The 22,670-nt window shown below is 72.7% G+C and carries 18 protein-coding genes and 4 pseudogenes; 11 read left to right on the forward strand and 11 right to left on the reverse strand.

The window, feature by feature from the left end:
• Positions 1-489: 489 nt before the first annotated feature.
• Together AB0L59_RS10245 and AB0L59_RS10250 are read right to left on the reverse strand one after the other, a co-directional pair.
• The gene (locus AB0L59_RS10245; protein ID WP_365581638.1) at positions 490-627 is read right to left on the reverse strand and encodes a hypothetical protein; all 138 of its coding nucleotides are present in this window, start codon (positions 625-627) and stop codon (positions 490-492) included.
• A gap of 28 nt (positions 628-655) precedes the next feature.
• Positions 656-898: pseudogene (locus tag AB0L59_RS10250) on the reverse strand (hypothetical protein); the annotation flags it as partial.
• Positions 899-1,026: 128 nt separating this feature from the next.
• On the opposite strand from AB0L59_RS10250, the gene AB0L59_RS10255 reads away from it, so the two are divergent.
• Both AB0L59_RS10255 and AB0L59_RS10260 read left to right on the forward strand, forming a co-directional pair.
• The gene (locus AB0L59_RS10255; RefSeq protein ID WP_365581626.1) at positions 1,027-1,587 is read left to right on the forward strand and encodes a substrate-binding domain-containing protein; all 561 of its coding nucleotides are present in this window, start codon (positions 1,027-1,029) and stop codon (positions 1,585-1,587) included.
• Between the two features lie 774 nt (positions 1,588-2,361).
• Positions 2,362-2,859, forward strand: coding sequence for a hypothetical protein (locus AB0L59_RS10260; protein ID WP_365581415.1), 498 nt, complete (start codon positions 2,362-2,364; stop codon positions 2,857-2,859).
• 35 nt (positions 2,860-2,894) lie between these two features.
• Here AB0L59_RS10260 and AB0L59_RS10265 read toward each other — a convergent pair.
• A pseudogene (locus tag AB0L59_RS10265) lies at positions 2,895-3,005 on the reverse strand (Ku protein); the annotation flags it as partial.
• A 292-nt stretch (positions 3,006-3,297) separates the two neighbouring features.
• The gene (locus tag AB0L59_RS10270) at positions 3,298-4,251 is read right to left on the reverse strand and encodes a hypothetical protein (RefSeq protein ID WP_365581416.1); all 954 of its coding nucleotides are present in this window, start codon (positions 4,249-4,251) and stop codon (positions 3,298-3,300) included.
• Between the two features lie 1,009 nt (positions 4,252-5,260).
• Here AB0L59_RS10270 and AB0L59_RS10275 point away from each other — a divergent pair.
• The 3 genes from AB0L59_RS10275 (at position 5,261) to AB0L59_RS10285 (ending at position 8,904) form a co-directional block, all read left to right on the forward strand.
• Entirely contained in the window at positions 5,261-5,698 is a 438-nt protein-coding gene (locus AB0L59_RS10275; RefSeq protein ID WP_365581418.1) for a Fur family transcriptional regulator, read from the forward strand.
• Positions 5,699-5,731: 33 nt separating this feature from the next.
• Positions 5,732-7,957: a catalase/peroxidase HPI gene (gene katG, locus AB0L59_RS10280; protein ID WP_365581419.1), complete on the forward strand. Its 2,226-nt coding sequence runs from the start codon at positions 5,732-5,734 to the stop codon at positions 7,955-7,957.
• A 233-nt stretch (positions 7,958-8,190) separates the two neighbouring features.
• Positions 8,191-8,904: a DUF4232 domain-containing protein gene (locus AB0L59_RS10285; protein WP_365581420.1), complete on the forward strand. Its 714-nt coding sequence runs from the start codon at positions 8,191-8,193 to the stop codon at positions 8,902-8,904.
• Between the two features lie 119 nt (positions 8,905-9,023).
• Here AB0L59_RS10285 and AB0L59_RS10290 read toward each other — a convergent pair.
• Positions 9,024-9,185, reverse strand: a pseudogene (locus AB0L59_RS10290) (heme-binding protein); the annotation flags it as partial.
• Positions 9,186-9,690: 505 nt separating this feature from the next.
• Here AB0L59_RS10290 and AB0L59_RS10295 point away from each other — a divergent pair.
• From AB0L59_RS10295 to AB0L59_RS10305, 3 genes are all read left to right on the forward strand, one after another.
• Positions 9,691-11,010, forward strand: coding sequence for a glutamyl-tRNA reductase (locus AB0L59_RS10295; protein WP_365581421.1), 1,320 nt, complete (start codon positions 9,691-9,693; stop codon positions 11,008-11,010).
• Positions 11,007-11,972 carry a hydroxymethylbilane synthase gene (gene hemC / locus AB0L59_RS10300; protein ID WP_365581422.1) on the forward strand — a complete coding sequence of 322 codons (966 nt, stop codon included), beginning with the start codon at positions 11,007-11,009 and terminating at the stop codon, positions 11,970-11,972. Before AB0L59_RS10295 ends, hemC begins: the two co-directional genes overlap by 4 nt.
• A gap of 85 nt (positions 11,973-12,057) precedes the next feature.
• Entirely contained in the window at positions 12,058-14,736 is a 2,679-nt protein-coding gene (locus AB0L59_RS10305) for a LuxR C-terminal-related transcriptional regulator (protein WP_365581424.1), read from the forward strand.
• Here the strand turns inward: AB0L59_RS10305 and AB0L59_RS10310 are convergent.
• The 3 genes from AB0L59_RS10310 to AB0L59_RS10320 form a co-directional block, all read right to left on the reverse strand.
• Positions 14,722-14,991, reverse strand: a complete 270-nt coding sequence (locus tag AB0L59_RS10310; RefSeq protein WP_365581425.1) for a hypothetical protein — start codon at positions 14,989-14,991, stop codon at positions 14,722-14,724. The two genes, AB0L59_RS10305 and AB0L59_RS10310, sit on opposite strands and share 15 nt — an antisense overlap.
• Before the next feature lie 91 nt (positions 14,992-15,082).
• Positions 15,083-16,543 carry a catalase gene (locus AB0L59_RS10315; protein ID WP_365581427.1) on the reverse strand — a complete coding sequence of 487 codons (1,461 nt, stop codon included), beginning with the start codon at positions 16,541-16,543 and terminating at the stop codon, positions 15,083-15,085.
• 116 nt (positions 16,544-16,659) lie between these two features.
• Positions 16,660-17,358 carry an aquaporin gene (locus tag AB0L59_RS10320; RefSeq protein WP_365581428.1) on the reverse strand — a complete coding sequence of 233 codons (699 nt, stop codon included), beginning with the start codon at positions 17,356-17,358 and terminating at the stop codon, positions 16,660-16,662.
• Here AB0L59_RS10320 and AB0L59_RS10325 point away from each other — a divergent pair.
• The 3 genes and pseudogenes from AB0L59_RS10325 to AB0L59_RS10335 form a co-directional block, all read left to right on the forward strand.
• Positions 17,357-17,479, forward strand: a complete 123-nt coding sequence (locus AB0L59_RS10325) for a hypothetical protein (RefSeq protein WP_365581429.1) — start codon at positions 17,357-17,359, stop codon at positions 17,477-17,479. The genes AB0L59_RS10320 and AB0L59_RS10325 overlap by 2 nt on opposite strands.
• Positions 17,480-17,712: 233 nt before the next feature.
• The gene (locus AB0L59_RS10330) at positions 17,713-17,856 is read left to right on the forward strand and encodes a hypothetical protein (protein WP_365581431.1); all 144 of its coding nucleotides are present in this window, start codon (positions 17,713-17,715) and stop codon (positions 17,854-17,856) included.
• 49 nt (positions 17,857-17,905) lie between these two features.
• Positions 17,906-18,450 (forward strand): annotated as a pseudogene (locus tag AB0L59_RS10335) (hypothetical protein); the annotation flags it as partial.
• Here AB0L59_RS10335 and AB0L59_RS10340 read toward each other — a convergent pair.
• Genes AB0L59_RS10340 through AB0L59_RS10350 form a run of 3 tightly spaced genes read right to left on the reverse strand, consistent with a single transcriptional unit; the run spans position 18,413 to position 22,386 of the window.
• Positions 18,413-19,870 (reverse strand): benzaldehyde dehydrogenase, encoded by a 1,458-nt coding sequence (locus AB0L59_RS10340; protein ID WP_365581433.1) that lies wholly within the window; start codon positions 19,868-19,870, stop codon positions 18,413-18,415. The pseudogene AB0L59_RS10335 and the gene AB0L59_RS10340 sit on opposite strands and share 38 nt — an antisense overlap.
• A gap of 57 nt (positions 19,871-19,927) precedes the next feature.
• A complete protein-coding gene (locus AB0L59_RS10345; RefSeq protein WP_365581435.1) occupies positions 19,928-21,562 on the reverse strand; it encodes a thiamine pyrophosphate-dependent enzyme in 1,635 nt (544 codons plus the stop codon).
• On the reverse strand, positions 21,559-22,386 hold the full coding sequence (locus AB0L59_RS10350) for a GntR family transcriptional regulator (RefSeq protein WP_365581437.1): 828 nt from the start codon (positions 22,384-22,386) through the stop codon (positions 21,559-21,561). Before AB0L59_RS10350 ends, AB0L59_RS10345 begins: the two co-directional genes overlap by 4 nt.
• Positions 22,387-22,670 lie beyond the last annotated feature (284 nt).

Raw genomic sequence — 22,670 nt, forward strand, 5'->3', positions numbered from 1 at the left:
GCTGGCGAACGAGGGACCCCTCCGTATGCCACGGACGGCCGGGCCGGGTGCACCCGTACGAGTGACACCCGGCCCGCCGCCTTGATCGGACGGGGCGGCCGGCTCCTTCCTGATCCGCTCCTGCATGAACGCCGAGGGCTCCGGCGTCCTCCAGGTACTGGTGGATGCAGGCCGTCGTGCCGGGCCGGTTGAGGATGTACCGCAGCCCGAGGGCCACTTGTGGTGGAAGGTGTCCGCGATGCGCGCGTGCTGGAGCTTGTCGCCCGCGTAGCGCATCGTCGCCGCGATGTCCGCCGTGGGGTCGGCCCCGGACAGATGGAAGGAAGGCGGGGCGCAGTACAGGTAGTTGACACGGCTTGTTGATCGGGCGGCCCAGGTCGACCGCGGGCGGGTTCTCCTCACGGAAGCCGTCCGGGTGCGCCTGAAGGTCCAGGGCGATGCCCTTCCCGCTCCTACACAGCCCGACCCCGTGCTCGCGCAGGGACTTCCTCAGCTCCGCGACACGCGCGTCGTCCGCCCGCGCGGGTGCAGGAAGAGCGCCATGCAGTCGGCGCGTGGGGACAACTCGGTGTGCTCGTGATCGAGTTCGGCCACCGTGGGCACCATGTCGTCGATCGGCAGGCGCACGACACGTACGGGTCGAGGGCGATCTCCGCGCGGCACCTGCGTAGAACGCGGGGCGCGGCTTGAGGTCCGTTGCGACGGCGTGCCCCCACTCCAGGGCCTCGACGGTCGCGGCGTCGGTCACGGTGGCGGCGTAGCCGTATCAGGGCCGATGCGGACGCCCTTGGCCGTCTCGCACAGCATGATCTGCGGGTCCTCGAGGTGCTCGAACCGCTGGCTCGTGGCGCGCGGGGTGACCACCTGGGGGGGAGACGATCTCGTCGTCCAGCAGCCGCCCCGGGTCCGACTCCGCCGTCCTGGACCGGCTCGGACACCGCACGGCCACCGTTTCGTCGGCCGCCGGGCGCCCGGGCCCGCGTCGACTTCGTGCACACCGCCGAGGGCGAGGGCGTACGGCAGGCCATGCAGCACCTCGTGGAACCCGGCCACCGCGAGATCGTGCACATCGACGGCGAAGCGGCCCCGGTTCCGCCGAGCGCCGCACCTACCGGGCGGCGATGCGCCGGTACGGGCTACAGGCCGAGCAGCGCGTCGCCTCCGGCGCCCACGCCGGGCGATCCGCCATCGAGGCGGGCCGCCTCCTGCTCGCCGAGCGGGATGCCGGAACGGCCCTGCCCGCGGCCGTCCTCGCCAGGCAGCGACCGCGGCGCCATGGGCCTGTCGACGGCGCCGGCCCGGGTCGGCGCGGAGGTGCCCCGCGGCCTCTCAGTCGTCGGCTACGACCCCAGCCACCCCTTCCGTCTGATGCCGAGCGGCCTGACGGCCGTACGCCAGGGAGCCCGGCTCATGACCGAACACGCCGTGCGCTTCGCCGTCCAGCGCCTGGAGGATCCCGAACTGGCACCAAGGGAGGCGGGGTTGGATCCGAAACTCGTCGTACGGGGCACGAATGGGACGTCGCCGGCCCGAAACCGGCGCGGGGGCGGTCAAGCGGCTTGCCGGGCAAGGGCCTTGACGAGCTGATCCCGTGTCGTCCTCGACCGGCCCGGCACGCCCGCCGCACTCGCCCGTTTCCGCAGCTCCGCCTTCGACAGGGACGCCGGGTCTTCGGTGTCCTTCCGCCCCGCCGCCTTCTTCTCGCCGCAGGCAGGCTTCCCGTCACCCTGTCTGCCGCCCCGGGACCGGCTCTGCTCGACGCGCCGGCTGAGCGCCTCCATGAGGTCGATGACGTTCGTCGCCTCCGGGGGCTCCGGTTCGCCGACGACGTCCAGACCTTGCGCTTCGCGGCGACGAGCTTCCTGACCCGCTCCTCGTAGGTGTCGTGGCACTCGCCGGGGTCCCAGTGGACGGGAGGGCGTCGATCAGCTGCTCGGCGGTCCGCAGCTCCTTGCTGTCGCTCTTGGCGCGCCGCTCCGGCTGGGTACAGCGGACGAAGAGGGACTGGAGCAGCTACATCGCAACGCGAGCCGAGGACCTCATCTCCGCCAGTAAGGTCGGTGGTCAAAATCGGGGCGACGCCCGGTCCGGGCGCATTCGACAATCGCCCGGTGACTGATGAGAAGCGTTGCCTCACCCTTCGCGTTGTCGTTCCTGATCCCGCCCAGAGGGGCGCAAACGTGGAGGTTCGGGCCCTGATTGATGGTAAAGACATCCTGGCTGACGCATTCACAGAGGGTCCGGGCGAAGATCCCCAGTACCTCTTGGTGCCCGGCGGCCCTCTCGCTGCTGCGTCGGAACCGCACGAGGTGCGGCTGGCCCGAGGCATCGTGCACCGAGGGCTGCTGCGGCGCTCTCTACGTGACCATCCAGCGCGACGGCGATGACGTGGTCTGGGACGGGTGGCGCAATCCCGACGAGGACGAGGTCGGCCTGCCCGCCTTCCGCTTTGAGGCTCAGGAGTACCAAAGAGAAGTCGAGCGGGCGACCGCGGACCGCAGCTGGGAATGGCCGGCGCGGACCGTTGCACGGCTGCTGGAACAAGACCTCCGAGAACGCACCGACTGGCTCGCACGGTGGGAATGCGAACTCGGCGCCGTGTCCGCCTGGCCCTGGGAACCGGCCCAGGTCAACGTCTTCCTCTTCCATCCAGGACGCTCTGCTGTCAAGGAAGATCATCCATGGCTGCAGTTTCGGATGATTCTCGCCGTCTCCGGTGACGACCCGGCAGATCAAGCTGACCGGCTCGCCGCCCAACTCGTCGCGGCTGACCCGCGCCGAGCCGCCGAGGTCTGCGGTGGCTCACCGGAGTTCGCCAGGCAACTCGGTTACCCCTGGCCGCAGCGTCGCAGAGCCTGAACACAGGGGGTGGTCTCCGCCGGCACGCAACACCGTCAGGTTTCCTCCGGCTGGACGACCACGTACTCGCGCTCGTCGATCTCGTAGCCCTTGACGATCCGGTCGGTGGCGACCTCCTTGCCCGTGCGCTCGTTGACGTGCTTGGTGCGGACACGGTCCGAGGCGCCGCGCTATGTCGCGTCACCTCCCGTGTCCCCATCCGGGCGCCGATGTCCCACCATCACCCCCTCGCACCGTCGCGCGCTCGCCTCCCACAGCCGGACGACCCCGCCGATCAGGGATGGGCCACGGCCACCTGCCTGGGCGCCCCCACGAGCATCCGTGGCCGATCGGTCACCGCCCTTCCCCCGTCCCCGGACCGACAGCCCACACGACGCAGCCGGACGGCCCCACAACGTGTGGCGGGCGGCAGCCCGCGCCGTGCGAGCCCGTCACGCCTTATGTGCCCCCCGCACCGGCGGCGAGCCGCTCCGCCCGCGCCGTGGCCGCCTCGGCCCGGCGCCGCGCCTCCCGGACGGCACGGTCGCACTGCCGGACCCGCTCCCGCGCGTACCGTTCCTCGGCCCGGGCCTGCCGCAGTTCCTCCTCGGCGTTCCGCAGCGCCGCGCGCAGCTCGCCCACGCGCCCCTCCACCTCGGCCACCCGGTCGCGGTCCTCCTCGGCCTCCCGTCCGGCGGCCTCGGCCTCGGCCTCGCGGGCCCGCAGCTCCCGCTCGGCGTCGCGGGCGGCGCCGCGGGCGTCGGCGAGACGGCGCCGACGGGCGAGCTCGTCCCCGCGGTCCACGGCCCTGCCGCGCTTTCCCTCCGTTCCGCCGCCGCTCTTCGTTCCGCGGACGGCGGACTTCTCCCCCTCGGCGTGCCTCTTCGACCCGGTCGGGGCCGGGGCCGCGGGACGGCGCTGGAGGACGCCCTCGTCGACCTCCGGATAGCCGAACGTCGAGCCGAGCGGCTTCACCAGCCGTCCCGCCGCCCAGGCACGGGCAGCCTCCGGGTCGGCGAGAACGGCGCGCAGGGTCTCCTCCACCTCGCGCTGGACCCCTTCACCCACCGGATGCCCGGCCTCCGCCGCCAGCCGCCGGGCCTGCCGCCCGAGGGCGCCGATCACCTCGCTCTGCCGACGGGCGAGCTTGCGCAGCTGCGGACCGTCCAGTTCGCGATGGGCCCGCCGCAGCTCCTCGCCGAGGCCGAGCAGCGGCTCGACCTCCTCCCGCCGCCGGCGTACGAGCAGATTGCCGGCCCAGGCGGCCAGGCTCGGTCGCCGCAACGCGCCGATCTCCTTGGCGAGGGCCTGGTCTCCGGCCTTGCGGGCCTCCAGGGCGCGGCGGTCGCGCGCGGCGACGAATTCCTCCGGCCGCAGCCCGTACAGCTCGTCGGCGACGGCGTCCAGGTCCACCAGCGTCCCTCTCGACGGCCACCTCGGTGACGGGGTACGAGTCTCTCACCGAGTGCCGTCCACGCGCCTGATGCGGCCGTTCGTCCGGGTGAGGCGGTGGGGCCGCACCAGCGACTTTCGGCGCCGGATCCCCCTCCTTCGGCCCTGCGCCGTAGGCCGTCGGCGGACGGTGCCGGTGCGGCCGGGCCCGGCAGGGTGACCGTATGCAGAGGACCAAGGGGATCGGGCGCGCGCAGTTCCTGGCCGGCCTGGTCTCCGCGGGACTCGCCGCGGCCGTGCTGCCGTCGGGTCCGGCCCGCGCCACAGGCCCGACCTGTTCGGAAGGGGCTGACCTGCCCCGAGCCCGACGTGGCCAGCCTTCCGGCTGCGGCCCGCGCGCTTGCGGCGCTCTCCCGGCGGCCACGGCGGGAACGGGCCGAGGCCGGCGGCGTGCAGGAGGTGCAGACCGGCGCGTTCGACGCCGTTGCACACGGCCCCCGGGCACGGCCGTCGCCGCGACGAGCGGGGTGGCCATGGCGTCGGTGGCCCTCGCGCCCCGGTGCCACACGCGCAGGTTCCGGCCGTGGCGTCCGTGGGCCCGTTCCATCGGGGGAGTGCGATGTCGGTTCCCGGCGGCGGGCGCCGTCCGGACGATCGGTGCGGGGGTCAGGGTCGGGGGCGGGGCGTGCGCGGGGGCGTCGCATCACCCGTTCGGAGGACCGTCCGGCTTGCCGCGCCGACGTCGCCGGGCCGGAGACACATGATGCGGGCATGGCCCCGCCTCGCTTTCCGGCCGCGCTCGCCCCGTCCCGCCGCCGACCGGACCGGCCGCCGCTACCGCCCGCACCTTTCGCTGAGCGAGCGTCGTCCGCCTCGCCGGGCAGAGCCATGCGAAGGCAAACGGGAGGGCAAACACTCGGGCCGGTCGCCGGGGCCGGCGCGGAGGTGGACGGCGGGCGACGCCGGGCGACCAAAATTGCATCGTTCGTTTTCTTGAACCGCTCGTGTTTGTGAGGGTAGGTTCGGCCTCATGACCGCCTCCCCGCCCCCGACCACCGCCGAGGAGCTCCGCGGTGCCGGCCTGCGCGTGACGGCAGCCCGCGTCGCGCTGCTGGAGACCGTCCGGGCGGGCGACCACCTCGACGTCGAGGCGATCGCCTCCGGGATACGCCACCGCGTCGGCCACATCTCCCTGCAAGCCGTCTACGAGGCCCTTCACGCCCTCACCGCGGCGGGTCTCGTGCGCCGTATCGAGCCGGCCGGTCACCCGGCCCGGTACGAGGGACGCGTGGGGGACAACCACCACCACATCGTGTGCCGGTCATGCGGCACCGTCGCCGACGTCGACTGCGCGGTCGGCGACGCGCCCTGCCTGACCGCCTCCGACGACCGCGGCTTCGCCATCGACGAGGCCGAGGTCGTCTACTGGGGCGTGTGCCCCGACTGTTCCACCGGCCGCAGTTCCTGAGCACCGATTTCCGCACAGTTCGGAAGGATTGCCATGACCGAGAACCACGATGCGATCGTCACAGACGCGAAGTCGGAGGAGGGGAGCGGCGGCTGCCCCGTCGCCCACGACCGGGCTCTGCACCCGACCCAGGGCGGTGGCAACCGCCAGTGGTGGCCGGAGCGGCTCAACCTGAGGATCCTTGCCAAGAATCCCCCCGTGACGAACCCGCTCGGTGAGGAGTTCGACTACGCCGAGGCGTTCCAGAGCCTCGACCTTCCGGCCGTGAAGCGGGACATCGCCGAGGTGCTCACCACCTCCCAGGACTGGTGGCCCGCCGACTTCGGCCACTACGGCCCGCTGATCGTCCGGATGGCCTGGCACAGCGCCGGTACCTACCGCATCAGCGACGGCCGCGGCGGCGCGGGCGCCGGCCAGCAGCGCTTCGCCCCGCTGAACAGCTGGCCGGACAACGTCAACCTGGACAAGGCCCGCCGGCTGCTGTGGCCGGTGAAGAAGAAGTACGGCCAGAAGATCTCCTGGGCCGACCTGATGGTCCTCGCCGGCAACGTGGCGCTGGAGTCCATGGGCTTCGACACCTTCGGCTTCGGCGGCGGCCGCGAGGACGTCTGGGAGGCGGAGGAGGACGTCTACTGGGGTCCCGAGACCACCTGGCTGGACGACAAGCGCTACACCGGCGACCGCGAGCTCGAGAACCCGCTCGGCGCCGTCCAGATGGGCCTCATCTACGTCAACCCCGAGGGCCCGAACGGCAACCCGGACCCGCTGGCCGCGGCCCGCGACATCCGTGAGACGTTCCGCCGCATGGCGATGAACGACGAGGAGACCGTCGCCCTGATCGCCGGCGGCCACACCTTCGGCAAGACCCACGGCGCCGGCCCCGCCGACGCGGTCGGTGTCGACCCCGAGGCCGCCGGTCTCGAGGAGCAGGGCCTCGGCTGGAGGAGCACCTACGGCACCGGCAAGGGCCGGGACGCCATCGGCTCCGGTCTCGAGGTGACCTGGACCGCCACCCCGACCCAGTGGGGCAACGGCTTCTTCGACAACCTGTTCCGCTACGAGTGGGAGCTGACCGAGTCCCCGGCCGGCGCCAAGCAGTGGGTGGCCAAGGACGCCGAGGCGACGATCCCCGACCCGCAGGACCCGTCGCAGAAGCGTCTGCCGACGATGCTCACCACCGACCTGTCGCTGCGCTTCGACCCGATCTACGAGCCGATCTCCCGCCGCTTCCACGAGAACCCGCAGGAGTTCGCCGACGCCTTCGCCCGCGCCTGGTACAAGCTCACCCACCGTGACATGGGTCCGAAGTCGCTGTACCTCGGCCCTGAGGTCCCGGCGGAGACGCTGATCTGGCAGGACCCGCTGCCGGAGCGCGAGGGCGAGCTGATCGACGACGCCGACATCGCGGCCCTGAAGGCCAAGCTGCTCGACTCCGGTCTGTCGGTGTCCCAGCTGGTCACCACCGCCTGGGCGTCCGCCTCCACCTTCCGTGGCAGCGACAAGCGCGGCGGCGCCAACGGCGCCCGTATCCGCCTGCAGCCGCAGCGCGGCTGGGAGGTCAACGAGCCCGACGAGCTGGCCCAGGTGCTGCGCACCCTCGAGGGCGTCCAGCAGGAGTTCAACGCCTCCGCCGGCGCCAAGAAGGTGTCCCTGGCCGACCTCATCGTCCTCGGCGGTGTCGCCGCGGTCGAGAAGGCCGCCAAGGAGGGCGGCTTCGAGGTGCGGGTGCCCTTCACCGCGGGCCGTGTGGACGCCACCGAGGAGCACACCGACGCCGAGTCCTTCGAGGCACTGGAGCCGACCGCGGACGGCTTCCGCAACTACCTCGGCAAGGGCAACCGCCTGCCCGCCGAGTACCTGCTGGTCGACCGGGCGAACCTGCTGAACCTGAGCGCCCCGGAGATGACCGTGCTCGTCGGTGGTCTGCGCGTCCTCGGCGCCAACCACCAGCAGTCGCAGCTCGGCGTCCTCACCAAGACGCCCGGCGTCCTCACCAACGACTTCTTCGTCAACCTGCTCGACATGGGCACGACGTGGAAGTCGACCTCCGAGGACCAGACCACGTTCGAGGGCCGTGACGCCGTCACCGGCGAGCTGAAGTGGGCCGGCAGCCGCGCCGACCTCGTCTTCGGCTCCAACTCCGAGCTGCGCGCCCTCGCCGAGGTCTACGCCGGCGACGACGCGAAGGAGAAGTTCGTCAAGGACTTCGTCGCCGCCTGGGACAAGGTCATGAACGCGGACCGGTTCGACCTGGTCTGACCACTGCTCCGAGCACGGCTTCGAGGGCGTTCGGGCCGACCGCACTGGTCGGGCCGGGCGCCCTCGTCGTGTGAGCGGGGATCCGGCTCTTCGGTCACTGAACGGTCACAGGAGATCCACAACGGTCACAGACGATCCACAGCGGAAACCCGGGATCGGGTCCTTCTGTCTCCCTCGGTGAGCACCGGCACGAAAGCCGGTCGAACCACGCACACCGAACATCGGGGGACCTCATGCACCACCGCACCGCCATCCGCCTCGCCGCTTCGGCGACGGCCGTGATCGCCGCCGTGCTGTCACTGACGGCCTGCGGGCCGGACGAGGTCGACGGCGCGGGGAAGACGTCCTCCCCGGCCCCGACCTCCGCGGCCCCTTCCAGCGCCGCCCCCGCTTCCGCGAGCCCCGCGCCCACGGGCGCGCCGGCCTCCGGATCAGCCGGCCGGGGCGCGCCGACCGCCTCGGGTGCCCCGGTCTCTCCCGCGTCCGACACCTCGGCCCGCACGGCGCCGGCCTGTTCGGCGTCGGCCGTGGAGGCGACGGCCCGCCAGGCGGCCCACCGTCCGGACGGCACCGGTACGGGCGCGGCGGTCGTCGAGTTCACCAACGTCTCCGGGCACGCGTGCGTCCTGCGCGGACACCCGACGGTGGCCGGGGCCGGCAACGGTTCCCCCGAGCACAACAGCCCGCTCAAGGTGACCCCCACCGGCCTCGCGTCGCCCGTGCGCCTGTCGCCGGGCGGCAAGGCATGGGTGAAGCTGACCTTCGTGCAGGTCCAGGGCGAGGGCGACGGCTACTGCGCGTCCGGCGCGAAGCCCGCCGTCTACCCGACGCTCGTGGTCGGACTGCCCGGCGCGGGGGCGCACCAGGTCGCGCTTTCGGACGGTGAGTTCGCCGAGTGCGACAACACCGTGACCGCGACCGCGGTCTCGGCGGCGAAGCCTTCCTGACCGGCACGAGCGGGCGGCCGGCCGCGAGTACGCCTCGGCGCGCCGGCCGCGGGGACCGCGCCTCCGGGGCCGGGTACGACTTCGGTGGTGAGGCGCGGAATCGCACCATGAATGTCTCGGCGGCCGAGCACCGCCGCGCCGGCCCGGGCGTCCTTCTCGTCCAGATCGCCGGACCGGGCACCCGCGACACGGATGCCTGCGACCGGGGCACCCTTGGCGGCCACCGGCGCGCCGCCTGCGAGGAACGGCGTGCCCGGGATGTCCTTGTGGTCCGGGGCTTTGGCACTGCCCGTGCCGTCGGGCGTGGCGTTGCCGTGGTGGTCGACCACTGCGGCTGTGTGCAGCGGAGCAGTCGGGAGCGGATCAGGGACCGTACGCCCTCAGGGGTTTCCGGGGAGACTGGTCCGCGCTCATGCAGAAGGGGCTGTCGTCGGCCAGGCGGCCGAGCCGGACGTTCGAGACGCCGACCCCGAACTCGCCGCGGAGAGTTCCGGCGGCGGGTGTTGCAGCGGGCCGGCCAGGCCGATGCCGTCCTTCTGCAGGTGCCGGTGGCGCCGTGGTCGCGGGCGCCCTGGAGGGTCTCGCGTTTCGGGGACGCGTGGACCGAAGCCCCTGATCCTCGACGTCCGTGCCGGCGGATCAAGTCCAGCCTGACACCGAAATCCCGTAGGCGCCGCGCTGCCTCCTCCGCCGCGGCGAAAAGGCCACATCACCAGGATCGGGCGATGTGCGTTCACCAAGCCGCGCCGGAGGCTGGGGTGCGGCTGGCGAACACGAGGAGGAGCGGTGAGCGTATTGGCAGTCGGCCTGAGCCACAAGAGCGCGTCGATGGCCGTCCTGGAACGGGCCTCGGTCACCGGGGACACGCTCGGCAAGCTGCTGCATGACGTGGCGCAGGCCGAGACCGTGGCCGAGGTGTTCGTGGTCTCGACGTGCAACCGGATCGAGGTGTACGCCGACGTCGACCGGTTTCACGCCGGCGTGACAGTGATCTGCGAGCTGCTCGCGCGGCACTCCGGGGTCCCGCTCGACGACCTGACCCCCCACATGTACGTGCACTACGAGGATCGCGCCGTCAGCCACCTGCTGGCCGTGGCCTGCGGGCTGGATTCGGTGGTGGTGGGCGAGGAGCAGGTGGTCGGCCAGGTGCGCGAGGCGATCAAGCTGGCCGCCCGGCAGGGCACCATCGGACGGGGCCTGGGCGACCTGGGCCGGGCCGCGCTGCGCGCGGGCAAGCGAACCCGGGCCGAGACCGGGATCGGCCGAGCCGGGGCCGGCCTGCTGGGCCTGGCGGTGGAGCTGGCCGCGCCGCGCCTGGGCGAGCAGGGTCTGGCGGGCCGGGATGTGCTGGTGGTCGGGGCCGGGTCGATGAGCGCGCTGGCGGTGGCGACCGCGGCCAGGAGCGGGGCGGCCGCGATCGTGGTGGCCAACCGGACACGCCGGAAGGCGGAGCGGCTGGCCGCCCGGCCGGGCGCGGCGGTGACCCGCGTCGTCGGCCTGGAGGACCTGCCCGCCGCCATGGCGGAGGCGGACGTCGTGATCTGCTGCACCGGTGCGGCCGGGTGCGTGATCACCGCCGACATGGTCCCCGCCCGGCGGCGCGGCGGCCTGGTGCTCCTGGACCTGGCGATGCCCCGCGACGTGGAGCCCGCCGTGGCCGACCTGCCGGGCGTGACGGTGATCGGCATGGACGCGCTCAGCGAGCACCGGACCAGTGCCGGTGCCGACGACGTCGCAGCGGTGCGGGCGATTCTGGAGACCGAACTGGCCGCCTACCGGTCGGCGGTCGACGCCGCCCGGGTCGCTCCCATCGTGGTCGCGCTGCGCGCCAAGGCGGCCGGAGTGGTCGACGCCGAACTGGCCAGACTGGCCGGCCGGCTGACTCCCGAGGCGGCGAGCGGCCTCTCCCTGGACGAGATGGCCCAGGCGATGCGGCGAGTGGTGGACAAGCTCCTGCACGAGCCGACCGTCCGGGTGAAGGAACACGCGGGATCACCGAAGGGTGAGGATTACGCGGCGGCGCTGCGCGTCCTGTTCGATCTCGAGCCGCGCGCGGTCCAGGCGGTCACCCGGGTACCCACGCCGGGGCAGGAGGAGCTCCCGTGAACGCACCGACGCTGCGGCTCGGTAGCCGCAGGAGCCCGATGGCCATGGCTCGGTCCGGGCGGGTGGCCGGCGTGATCACCGCGCGGACCGGCCGACCGGTGGACGCCGTCGGGGTGACGACGCCGGGCGACGTCAGCCCAGCGCAGCTGGATCGGATCGGCGGCAACGGAGTGTTCGTCGGCGCGCTGCGCGAGGCGCTGCCCGGTGACGAGGTCGACGTGGCCGTGCATTCGCTGAAGGACCTGCCGACCGGGCCGGCGGCGGGCATCGCACTGGCGGCGGTGCCGCCCCGCGAGGACCCTCGGGACGCGCTGGTCGCGCGGGACGGCGCCAAGCTCGCCGACCTGCCGCCCGGCGCCACGATCGGCACCGGCTCGCCGCGGCGGGCCGCGCAGGTGCTGCGCCTGCGCGGCGACCTGCGATGCGTGCCGATCCGCGGCAACGCGGGCACCCGGCTGGGCAAGGTGAACTCCGGCGAGCTCGACGCGGTGGTGCTGGCCCGTGCCGGGCTGGACAGGATCGGCCGGGCCGACGCCGTGACCCAGGTCTTCGAGCCGGACGAGATGCTCCCGGCCCCCGGCCAGGGAGCCCTCGCCGTGGAATGCCGTGCCGACGAGCTCGAGCTCGCGCTGCTGCTCGGCGCCCTGACCTGTCCGGCCGACCTGGCCGCGGTGACCGCCGAGCGCAGCCTGCTCCAGGCGCTCGGGACCGGGTGCACTGCCCCGGTCGGCGCCTACGCGGCGGGCACGCGGCCGCTCCGGATGCGGGCCGCCGTCTTCGGCGCCGACGGACGGCGGGTGCTGCGCGCGCACGGTGCCGCCCCGCGCGACTCCGCGGCCTGCCTCACCGAAGCCCTGCGACTCGGCCGTGAAGTGGCCGCGGAGCTGCTCCGCGCCGGGGCGCGCGATCTCATGGAAGTGACCGCTTCCGGGCTCTGCGACACGCCGGCCCTCCGGTGGTGAGGCACCCGCCGGAGGGAATTCACCACTGACCTGTGCGATGGTCGGAAGTGCGCACCGTGCCCCTGCCCACTTCACTGTGACCGCCATGAGAACTGCAGGCCGATCCCAGGGCGCCGATGCCCGGACGGCACCTGCTGTCCGGGGTCGGATCGTCTCCCGCCCCGCGCTGTACGCGCGGCTTGCCGGGGCGGCACGCGTCACCACGGTGTCGGCGCCGGCCGGCAGCGGGAAGACCTTCCTGTTGCGGTCCTGGGTCCGCGAGACAGGTCTGGCGGAACGTGCCGCGAGTGTCTCGGTGCAGCGTGAGGAGCGCGACCCGCAGCGGTTCTGGATCAGCGTCTGCGACGCCCTGCGGGCCACGGACGCCGGGTCCGGCCTGGTGCGGCCGTTGACGGAGGCGCCGGACCTGGACGGGTGGGCCATCGTGGAGCGGCTGCTCAAGGACCTGGCACCGCTGGAGGACCCGGTCTGGCTGATCATCGACGACCTGCACGAGCTGCGCTCGACGGAGGCGCAACGCCAGCTGGAACTGCTGCTGATGCGCGCGCCGCCGGAGCTGCGGTTCGTGCTCGCCACCCGGCGGGATCTGCGCCTGGGCCTGCACCGGCTGCGGCTGGAGGCGGGCCTCACCGAGATCCGCGCGGACGGTCTGCGGTTCAGCCTGGACGAGGCGGAAGCGCTGTTCCACGGTGCCGGGGTGGAGCTGTCCGGGGCCACCCTCGCGCGGCTGTACGAGCGGACCGAGGGATGGGCCGCGGGGCTTCGGCTGGCCGCTCTGTCACTGGCCGGGCATCCGGACCCGGAGGGATTCGCGGCCGGGTTCGCCGGCAGCGAGCGGACGGTGGCCGATTACCTGCTGGCCGAGGTGATGGAGCGGCAGAGCGCGGAGGTCCGGCGACTGCTGCTGCGGACCAGCGTGCTGGAACGGGTCAATGGCGAGCTCGCCGACCTCCTGACGGGCGGTTCCGGCGCGGAACGGGCCTTGCAGGACCTGGAGGAGGCCGGGGCGTTCGTCATCTCGCTGGACGCGCGGCGGTCCTGGTTCCGCTACCACACGATGTTCGCGGACCTGCTCCAGCTGGAACTGCGGCGCAGCGCTCCGGACGAGGTGCCCTCGGTACATCGCGCCGCGGCCGGCTGGTACGCGGACCACGGGTGTCCTGTGGAGGCGATCCGGCACGCCCGGGCGGCGGGGGACTGGGGTGCGGCGGGCCGCCTGCTGTCGGACCACTGGATCGGTCTCGGCCTGGACGGACAGGCCGCCACGGCCCACGCGCTGCTGGCCGGGTTCACCGCCGAGATGATCTCGGCCGACGGGGAGCTCACGGCGCTGGCCGCGCTCGACGAAGCCGAACACGGCTCGCTGGCGGAGGCGGAGCGCCGGCTGGTCCTGGCCACCCGAGGCTCGGCGCCGGTGCCCGCGGAGCGGCGGGAGCATGTCGAGCTGATGGTCACCGTGCTGCGGCTCCTGCTGGCCCGCCAGCGCGGCGACCTGCCGGCCGTGGTCGAGGAAGCGCAGCGGCTGCTTGCCTCTGGTGACGCCCTTGACGCGGCGGAGCTCGAACGCGGGGCCGAGCTGCGCGCCCTGGCGCTGATCAGCCTGGGCATCGCCGAGACCTGGTCCCAGCGGCACGAAGACGCCGACCGGCACCTCGAACGGGGTGTCGCGCTGGCCCACCGGATCGGGCGGCCGTATCTGGAGATCCTGGGGCTGGCGCACTGGGCGGTCGTGGCGCTCGGCAGGGAGGTCGCCGTGGCCGCCGAGCGCGGGCGGCAGGCCATGGAGCTGGCCCGCCGGCACGGCTGGACCGACGAGCGGATCGTCACGGCCGCTCATGTGGCGCTCGGCCTGCACATGCTCTGGCGGGGACGGCTCGACGAGGCGGAGCCGTGGCTGGAGCGAGCCGAGCGGGCGGTGCGCCAGGAGGCCGATCCGGTGACGGGCCTGATCCTGTACTACGGCCGCGGGCTGCTGGAGCTAGCCCGTGGCCGGGACGAGGACGCGCTGGCCGGTCTCCGCTCGGCCGAGCACGTGAGCGGTCTGGTCGCCGCCCGTCATCCGCTCGCCACGAAGGCACGGGCGTTCCAGCTGCACACATGGGTGCGGCTCGGTGAAGCACAGCGTGTCGAACAGGCGCTGGCCGAGATGGATCCGGCCGAGCGCGAGAGGGGGGAAACCCGGGCCGCGCTGGCGGCGCTGCGGCTCGCCCAGGACGATCCGCAGGCGGCGACCGCCGCGCTGGCGCCCATCCTCGACGGCTCCGCCCCTCTCATGGAACCCCGTGGCTGGCTGGTGCAAGCCTTCCTGCTCGAGGCGATCGCACGCGACGCGCTCGGTGACCAGGCCGCCACCGGGCATGCCCTGGAACATGCGCTCGATCTCGCCGAGCCCGACGCCACGGTGCTGCCGTTCCTCCTCCACCCCGCGCCGGGCGTGCTGGAGCGCCACGCCCGGCGCGGCACCGCTCATGCCGCCATGATCTCCGAGATCCTCGACCTCCTGGCCGGGAAGCGGGAAGCGCCGGCGGTCGACGCACCGGCGCGTCTGTGCGAGCCGTTGACCCACAGTGAGATCCGCGTCCTGCGCTACCTGCCGACGAACCTGCCGGCCCCGGAGATCGCCGACGAGCTGTCCCTGTCGGTGAACACCGTGCGGACACACATGCGGCACCTTTACGGGAAACTCGGCACACACACCCGTAGTCAAGCCGTGGAGCGAGCTCGGGCCCTGGGCCTGCTCGCACCCTCTTCACGAGGTTCGTGAGCCGGGTCGCTCGCCGCCGGCCCGGCTGCCGGCGGGCTGGCCGCCGCAGCGACGGAGCTCGATCAGCTCCAGGCCGAGCGCCTCGATCTGGCCCAGCACGCCATGCAGCGCGGCACGATCGGGCAGCGTCCCGGTGAGCAGGGTTTCGGCTCCCCGGGACTCGGCACGCAGGCCGGGAAACGCGCTGAGGAAAGTCCGGCTCAGGTGCCCACACACACGGATCTCGTAGCACGCGGATGTCGTCGGATCGTTCATGGCGTCAGCGTTCCGCCCAGATTCTGGGCTGTTGAGGGGCCATGGGCCGGTGCCTGTCGACGCCAGGCCCATGGGTGGTTCGTGTCGCCGGTCAGGACTGCTGCCCGCTGCGGACTGCCTTCTCGACCCTCTCGCCGAGGGTCTGGTCCACGTTCCTCCAGTACTGGAAGGCGCGCTCGAGCACCGGCTCGGACACGCCGCCCAGCAGGTGGCCGGCGATGTTGGACACCAGCCGGTCGCGCTCGGCGTCGTCCAGGACCTCGCGGACCATGGTGCGGGCCTGCCCCCAGTCGTCGTCTTCACGGCGCAGCGTGTAGGCGGACCGGACCATGTCGCCGTCGGCGGACCAGTGCACCTCCGCGGCCGCGACCGGGTCGGCCTGCGGGCCGCCGTAGGAGTTGGGCGCGTACACCGGGTCGGAGACGTTGCGGACACGCATCACGCCGTCCTTGGAGTACGAGTGCACCTCGACCTTCGCCGAGTTCACCGGGATCTGCTTGTAGTTGACCCCGAGCCGGGCGCGGTGCGCGTCGGCGTAGGAGAACCCGCGGGCCAGCAGCATCTTGTCCGGCGACAGCCCGGTGCCGGGCACCTGGTTGTTCGGCTCGAACGCGGCCTGCTCCATCTCGGTGTGGAAGTCGCTCACGTTGCGGTCCAGCGTCAGCCGGCCCACCTCGTGCAGCGGGTAGTCGCCGTGCGGCCACACCTTGGTCAGGTCGAACGGGTTGAACCGGTAGGTCTTGGCGTCCTCGAACGGCATGATCTGCACCTTCAGCGTCCAGCTCGGGTACTCCCCGCGCCTGATCGCCTCGAACAGGTCACGCCGGTGGTAGTCGCCGTCCTTGCCGGCCAGGTCGTCCGCCTCGGCCTGGGTGAGGAACTCGATGCCCTGGTCGGTGATGAAGTGGTACTTGACCCAGAACAGCTCACCGTCGGCGTTGAGCCAGGAGTAGGTGTGGCTGGAGTACCCGTTCATGTGCCGCCAGGTCCGCGGGATGCCCCGGTCACCCATCAGCCAGGTCACCATGTGCGCCGACTCCGGGGACAGGGTCCAGAAGTCCCACTGCATGTCGTTGTCCCGCAGCCCGCTGTCGGCGCGGCGCTTCTGGGACCGGATGAAATGCTGGAACTTCAGCGGGTCGCGGATGAAGAACACCGGGGTGTTGTTGCCCACGAGGTCGAGATTTCCCTCGGAGGTGTACATCTTCAGCGAGAACCCGCGCGGGTCCCGCCAGGTGTCCGGGCTGCCCTGTTCCCCGGCCACGGTGGAGAACCGGATGAGCGTGTCGGTGCGGGTGCCCGGCTGGAACACCGCGGCCTTGGTGCAGGCGCTGACGTCGTTCGTGACCTCGAAGTGTCCGAACGCGCCCGCCCCCTTGGCGTGCGGCTGACGCTCGGGGATCCGCTCCCGGTTGAAGTTGGCCATCTGCTCGATCAGGTAGTGGTCCTGCAGCAGGATCGGGCCGTCGGGGCCGACGGTCAGCGAATGGTCGTCGCTGGCCACCGGGATGCCGGCATCGTTGGTCGTCGGCTTGGGCTGGTTGCTGGTCATGGGTCGTTTCTCCTCTGTGGAGGTGGTGGAATGCGGGGTGGTGGAAAGCGGGGGGGCGACCGACCCGGGGGCCGGCCGCTCCGGGGTGTACAGGGCCGGTGAGGGCCCGTGCTCGGTCACTTGTCGCCGGGGTTGAGCGCCAGGAACGCCAGCCCCGCCGCGATGCCGGCGGCCAGCTGGACGACGAGGTAGACCCAGATCGTCGACCAGCCGAACAACCCTGCGGTGGCGCCGCCGAGCGCGACGGCAGGGTTGAACACGCCGCCGGAGATGCCGCCGACGGCGACCGCGCCGGCCGCGACGGTGAAACCGATCGCGAGCCCGTAGAACCCGTTGCCGGGCTGGTCCTTGCTGGTGGCCACGTTCAGCACGACGTAGCACAGAGCGAAGGTGACCAGCAGCTCGACCACCGCCGTGGCCGCCTCGGTGTGCCCGGACAGCGTCAGGGTCCTGACCGTCCCGGGGTTGACCACGACGCGGCCGATGATCCCGGCGACGATGCCGGCGACCAGCTGCGCGACCACGTACGCGGCCGCGTCCCGGACTCCGATCCGGCGGCGGACCAGTGCCGCCAGCGTCACCGCCGGGTTGTAGTGGCCGCCGGAGATGTGCCCGCCGGCGTAGACCATGACCATCAGGGTGGCGCCCGCCGCCAGCGGCACGAATGCGCTGCCGCTCAATGCGGCCATCGCGACCGCGAACGTCAGGAAGAACGCGCCGATGAACTCGGTGACGTACTTCCGCGCCGCCTCCCCGTACTGCGGGAGAGGGCCCGCGTATGCGGTCGCTTCCTCGCGTGTGATTGCTCCTGCCATGGTGGTGCTCCGTTTCTTGCTGATCGGCCTGACCGACGCCCTCAGCCTCGCGACCGCCCTGGTGAACCGGCATCGCATGGTTCTGGTGGTTTTCGGGCTGAATGTCCGAATCGCGGGCTGAGCTGCCCGCCGCTGTAGGACGACGGATGCCCTGATGGCTGGGCTGGTGGCCGACCGGCCCTTGGTGAGGCACGCGTCATGCGGACTTGGTGAGGCCGGAGGGCGCGGCCGGCGGGGGAACGCGTGAAGGGCCCGCCACGCCGTACCCCAGCGTCGGCCACTCCTCCCGTCTGACCGGAGCGTTCGACGCTGGTTCCTTCGGAGACCGTCCTCGTACACGTGGAGGTCGGCCTCATGGCCGCCAAGCATCTGCCGGTGCGCGACGACGGCGAGGAGCGGGCGTTCTTCTCGGCGGAGGCACGCGTCCCGGCCGGCTCCCACTGGCTGTCGCACGTCCGCGCGATGAGCCGCCGGGGGGAGCCGGATGCAACGGCATGACGCACGGCGGTCGCGGTGCTTACGGACGCGAGGCCTTCGAGCGGCCGGCGGCCGGCTGGTACGGGACCTGGTGTGCCGTCTGATCATCGACGCGCAGGACGTCCTGATCACCCTGGTCGCACCCGCCGGCACCGAACCGGCCGTGGACGCGGTCGCCTACTGGAAGCTCGTGGCCCTCCCGACCGGCGAGGATCCGCTCGATGCGCTGATCCCTCGGCCGGCCGCCGCCTGCGGCGAACCGCGGGGGCTGGAGTTCCACTTGGACGACTGACCGTCGGCGACCGCCTGTCGCCGTACGTGGCCGGGCGGACCCTGCGCCACCTCGACCTGATCGCGCACCTGCCGTGGGTCGCCGGGCCGCCCGCCGAGGCCCGCGCGGCGGCGCGCGGGTCGCCGCAGAAGATCGCCGGCACCACGTTCTCCGCCGCGCTCTCCGACAGGGACGCGCTGCTGATCGGCACCGGGAGGGCCCTCCCCAGCGCCTTCGCGCCGTCCGCGATCGCGCTGTACCAGCGAGTGATCGAGGGCGTGCTCGTGGCCGCTCCCTGCGGACAGGTCAGCAGGGGTAGGCGGGCTGGCTCGCGCGGGCGGTGATCCAGCGGGTCTCGGTGAAGGCCTCGATGTTCGACGCGCCGCCGAAGCGTGCGCCGGTGCCGGAAGCGGCGATGCCCCCGAAGGGGGCCACGGCCTCGTCGTTGACGGTCTGGTCGTTGATGTGCACCAGTCCGGTGGGGATGCGCTCGGCGAGGTCGAGGCCGCGCATCACGTCGGCGGTGAGAATGCCCAGGGACAGCCCGTAAGGGGTGGCGGTCGCAAGGGCGACCGCCTCGTCGAAGTCGGAGAAGGCGCGGACCGGGGCCACGGGACCGAAGACCTCCTGCGCATAGGCGGGCGAGGCGTCGGTCACGCCGGTGAGTACGGTGGGCCGGTAGAAGAGGTCCTCATACGTGCCGCCGGCCGCCAGCCGGGCGCCGCCTTCGACACTGGCCGTCACCAGGCCGTGGATCCTGTCCCGCTGACCGGCGTCGATGATCGGACCGAGCGCGACCTCCTCCTTGGCCGGGTTGCCGACGGGCAGGTGCTCGGCCTTGTGCGCGAGTCGTGCGACGTACTCGTCGGCGATCGAGACGTGGACCAGGTGGCGCCCCGTGGTCATGCACACCTGGCCCTGGTGGAAGAAGGAGCCCCAGGCGGCGGTCGAGGCGGCGCGGTCGAGGTCGGCGTCCGGCAGGACGATCAGGGCGGAGTTACCACCGAGTTCCAGGTGGGCGCGCTTGAGGTGCTCGGCGGCAGCGGCACCGACCTTACGGCCGGCGGCGGTGGAGCCGGTGAAGGAGATCACCCGCACCTGCGGGGCCGCCACCAGCGCGGCCCCGGTGTCGGCGGTGCCCGGCAGGAGGTGCAGGACGTCGTCGGGCAGCCCGGCCTCCTCGAAGACCCGCATGATCGCCACCCCGCCGGAGACGGCCGTACGCAGGTCGGGCTTGAGGAGCACCGCGTTGCCGAGGGCCAGGGCAGGGGCCACAGAACGGATGCCCAGGACGAGCGGCACGTTGAACGGGGCGATGACGCCGACCACCCCGGCGGGCACGCGGCGCGCCAGGCTCAACCGGGGTTCGGCGGAGGGCAGCACCTCGCCCACGGGGCGGGAGACGAGCGCGGCGGCCTCGTAGCACTCCTGCGCGGCGGTCGTCATCTCGAAGGCGGCCTTGCCGGGGATGCTGCCGGCCTCGCGGACGAGCCACCGCTGGATCTCCTCGGCGTGCCGGGTGAACAGGTCACCCGCGCGGCGCAGTACGGCGGCGCGCTCGGTGTACGGCGAGCGGGCCCAGGCCCGTTGGGCGCGGGCCGCGCGTTCGGCGGCGACGGCCACATCGTCGGGGGTGGCGACGCCGATGGTGTCCAGCGTCTCGCCGGTGGCGGGTTCGATCACCTGGGCGCTACCGCCCGTCGGGACCGTCCAGCCGCCTATGTGGGCCTTGCCGGACCAGAGAGAGGGATCGAGCAGGGACATGACGGCCTCCCAGGGGGCGGGTCGGGAACAGCGGGCGGAGCTACGGCTGGTGGCTGGTCAGGGGCGGAACTCACCCGCCGCCGTGACGGAGACTTCGAGGACCAGCGGCTTGGTACGGGACGCCAGGTCAGGGCAGAGGGCGTCGAGGGCCGCGCACAGATCGGCGTAGTCGGTGATCCGGCGCGTGGGGCAGCCGAGCGATTCGGCCAGTCCGGCGACGCTGACCTCCTCGAACGCCGGCCAGGGGGGCTTGCCGCCGTGCTGTGCGGCGAGTTTGTCCATGACGGCGTAGCGGCCGTTGGCGAGGACGACGAAGACGGCACCGACCCCGTAGTGAGCGGCGGTCCACAGGGCCTGGATCTGGTAGAGCGAGGAGCCGTCGCCGACGACCGCGACCACCGGGCGGTGAGGTTGCGCCATGCGTACGCCCACGGCGGCGGGCAGGGCGAAGCCCAGGCCGCCCATGGCGGCGCTGAGGAAGCCGAGCGGGGCCCGGGCGGGGAGCAGGGCGTGCAGATCAGGGCGTGCGGAGGGCGCCTCCTCGACCACGACCGTCTCCGCCGGCAGCCATTCGGCGAGCGTCGCCAGCACCTGCGCCGGGCTCAACGGCTCGCCTGGCTGCGGCGGTTCGGGACGTGGCGGCCGTCGTAGCGTCCGGGAAGCCGCCGGCGTCCGGGGCGGGATGCGGCGGGCGAGCCGGTCGCAGAAGTCGGACAGCGGGGCGACGAGGGCCAGTTCGGCGGGGGAGTGATGGGCTTCGGCCGGGTCGTCGGTGACGACGACGACCCGGGCGTCCGTCAACTTCCCTGGGGCGTAGGGGTACTGGCGCAGGAAGGGGGCGCCCACGCACAGCACCAGGTCATGGGGATCCAGCGTGGTGCGCAACCGAGGGCGGTCGGCGGGCAGGTGGCCGCCGAACAGCCGATGGTCCTGCGGGAAGCCGGCGCGGGCGCCGAAGGGCTCCTGCCATACGGGGCAGTCGAGCCGCTCGGCCAGCACGGTGAGGGCGGCCCAGGTGTCCGCGCCGTCGGCGCCCGAACCCACGACCAGGACCGGTGAGGCCGCCTCGGCCAGCAGCTCGGCCACCTCGGCGACGTCCCGTGGGTTCGCGGCCGCCGATCGCCGCACCGCCGCCGGCGTCGGAATCGGCAGATCCTCGGCCGGCTGCGCCCAGTCGTCCATCGGCACGATCACCAGCGCCGGGCCCCGTGCCTCTCGGGCGGCATGGACGGCCCGCCCGATCGCCCCGGGCACGTCCTGGGCGCGCACCGGCGACTCCACTCGCACCGGGTAGTCCCCGGCCAGCCCTTCCAACCGCCCCGCGAGGAAGGGCTGTTGGGCCAGGTGCCGACGGTCCTGCTGCCCCACGAGGACGACCAACGGCGCCCGGTTGACACGGGCGGTGGCCAGCGCGCCCACCGCGTTGCCGAGTCCGGCGGTGGTGTGCAGCACCACCAGCGCGGGTCGCCCGCGGGTGAGCGCCCAGCCGGTGGCGGTGCCGACCACCGAGCCCTCGTGCAGGGCCAGGACGAACTCCAAGTCCTCGGGCAGATCGGTGAGCAGGGAGACCTCGGTCGAGCCGGGGTTGGAGAAGATGGTCGTCAGGCCGTGCAGACGCAGTACGTCGAAGGCGGCGTCCCGGACCGTACAGCCGGCGGTGGCAGGTCCGTCCGCCGCTTCCGACCCGGTCACGAGAGCGTGCTCCGCGGGGCGGTCACCTGGCCGCCCAGGGTCACGTTCGTGCGCAACCAGGCAGTGAGGGCCTCGGTCAGGCCGGTGTCGCGGGCGGCGCGGTCACCCTCGCCTTCGCGGGTCGAGGTGATCCGTTCGAGGACCTGGCGGTGGTAGTCGCGGACCACGGACGCCGCGTGCCCGGGGTCGCGCGAGGCGATCGCGGCCACGATCCGCATCCGCTCCGTGTGCAGCGGGCCCGCCACCCGTCCGAAGCCGCCGCCCTCACCGCCGGAGAGCTTCACGGCGAGTCCGAGCTGCATCTCGGTGATGAACCGGCACAGGGCGGCGAGCAGAGGGTTGTGCGAGATCTCCGAGAGCACGGCGAAGAACTCGCGCAGCGCAGCGGCGGTCCGCTCCACGCCCTCGGCGGCGGGAATCGCCTGGGCCGCTTCGCGCAACCGGCCGACCTCCTCGTCCGCTGCGTGTTCGGCGGCGAGTTCGGCGGCGTAGGCGTTGAGGGCGCCGAGCAGGCCGAGGACCTCGCGGGCGCCCACCTTCTCGACCTGGACGAGGGAGGCGATGGATACGGCGAGCAGGGTGTCGCCCTGTGCGGTGACGGTTGCCCGACTGCCGTTGCGGGCGTTGACCAGACCCATGGCGGTCAGCACGCGGACCGCCTCGCGCACGGTGGGGCCACTGACGTCGTAGTACGCGGCCAGTTCCCGTTCGGCGGGCAGTCGCGAGCCGTCGGGCAGGGCACCGCTGAGGATCTGTGCGCGCAGGTCCTCCACGATCTGGTCGGCCACCCGGCCGCGGAAGATCTTCGGGGGGTTCTGAGGCACGGACATGTCACTCCCGAGGTTGTCCCAGACGTTGACGGGCCGGGTTGCCTGGATCTCTGTCACCTTGAGGTTAACCTACTTGGTAGGTAGGGGGCAAGGGAGGCTGGCTGCTTGACTCGCTCGGCCGGATCGGCGAAGGGTCGGCGTCGGCGTGTGAGAGGCGAAGGTCTCGTCCATGCCTCGCTGGACGCGCCCGTGACAAGGCCCCTTGAAATTTCATGAGAGCTTGTTGCCTACCTTGACACCAACCTACCAAGAAGGTTTCTTGGATGCGGAAGGACGAC

The organism is Streptomyces sp. NPDC052109 (assembly GCF_040680195.1).
Classification (GTDB): Bacteria; Actinomycetota; Actinomycetes; order Streptomycetales; family Streptomycetaceae; genus Streptomyces.

Bases quoted from the DNA above. Each gene is read 5' to 3' on its own strand.
- AB0L59_RS10310 (WP_365581425.1), bottom strand. From the start codon at position 14,991: ATGAACGATCCGACGACATCCGCGTGCTACGAGATCCGTGTGTGTGGG.
- AB0L59_RS10275 (WP_365581418.1), top strand. From the start codon at position 5,261: ATGACCGCCTCCCCGCCCCCGACCACCGCCGAGGAGCTCCGCGGTGCC.
- AB0L59_RS10285 (WP_365581420.1), top strand. From the start codon at position 8,191: ATGCACCACCGCACCGCCATCCGCCTCGCCGCTTCGGCGACGGCCGTG.
- AB0L59_RS10305 (WP_365581424.1), top strand. From the start codon at position 12,058: ATGAGAACTGCAGGCCGATCCCAGGGCGCCGATGCCCGGACGGCACCT.
- katG (WP_365581419.1), top strand. From the start codon at position 5,732: ATGACCGAGAACCACGATGCGATCGTCACAGACGCGAAGTCGGAGGAG.
- AB0L59_RS10330 (WP_365581431.1), top strand. From the start codon at position 17,713: ATGGCCGCCAAGCATCTGCCGGTGCGCGACGACGGCGAGGAGCGGGCG.
- AB0L59_RS10255 (WP_365581626.1), top strand. From the start codon at position 1,027: ATGCAGCACCTCGTGGAACCCGGCCACCGCGAGATCGTGCACATCGAC.
- AB0L59_RS10325 (WP_365581429.1), top strand. From the start codon at position 17,357: ATGGTGGTGCTCCGTTTCTTGCTGATCGGCCTGACCGACGCCCTCAGC.
- AB0L59_RS10340 (WP_365581433.1), bottom strand. From the start codon at position 19,870: ATGTCCCTGCTCGATCCCTCTCTCTGGTCCGGCAAGGCCCACATAGGC.
- AB0L59_RS10320 (WP_365581428.1), bottom strand. From the start codon at position 17,358: ATGGCAGGAGCAATCACACGCGAGGAAGCGACCGCATACGCGGGCCCT.
- AB0L59_RS10315 (WP_365581427.1), bottom strand. From the start codon at position 16,543: ATGACCAGCAACCAGCCCAAGCCGACGACCAACGATGCCGGCATCCCG.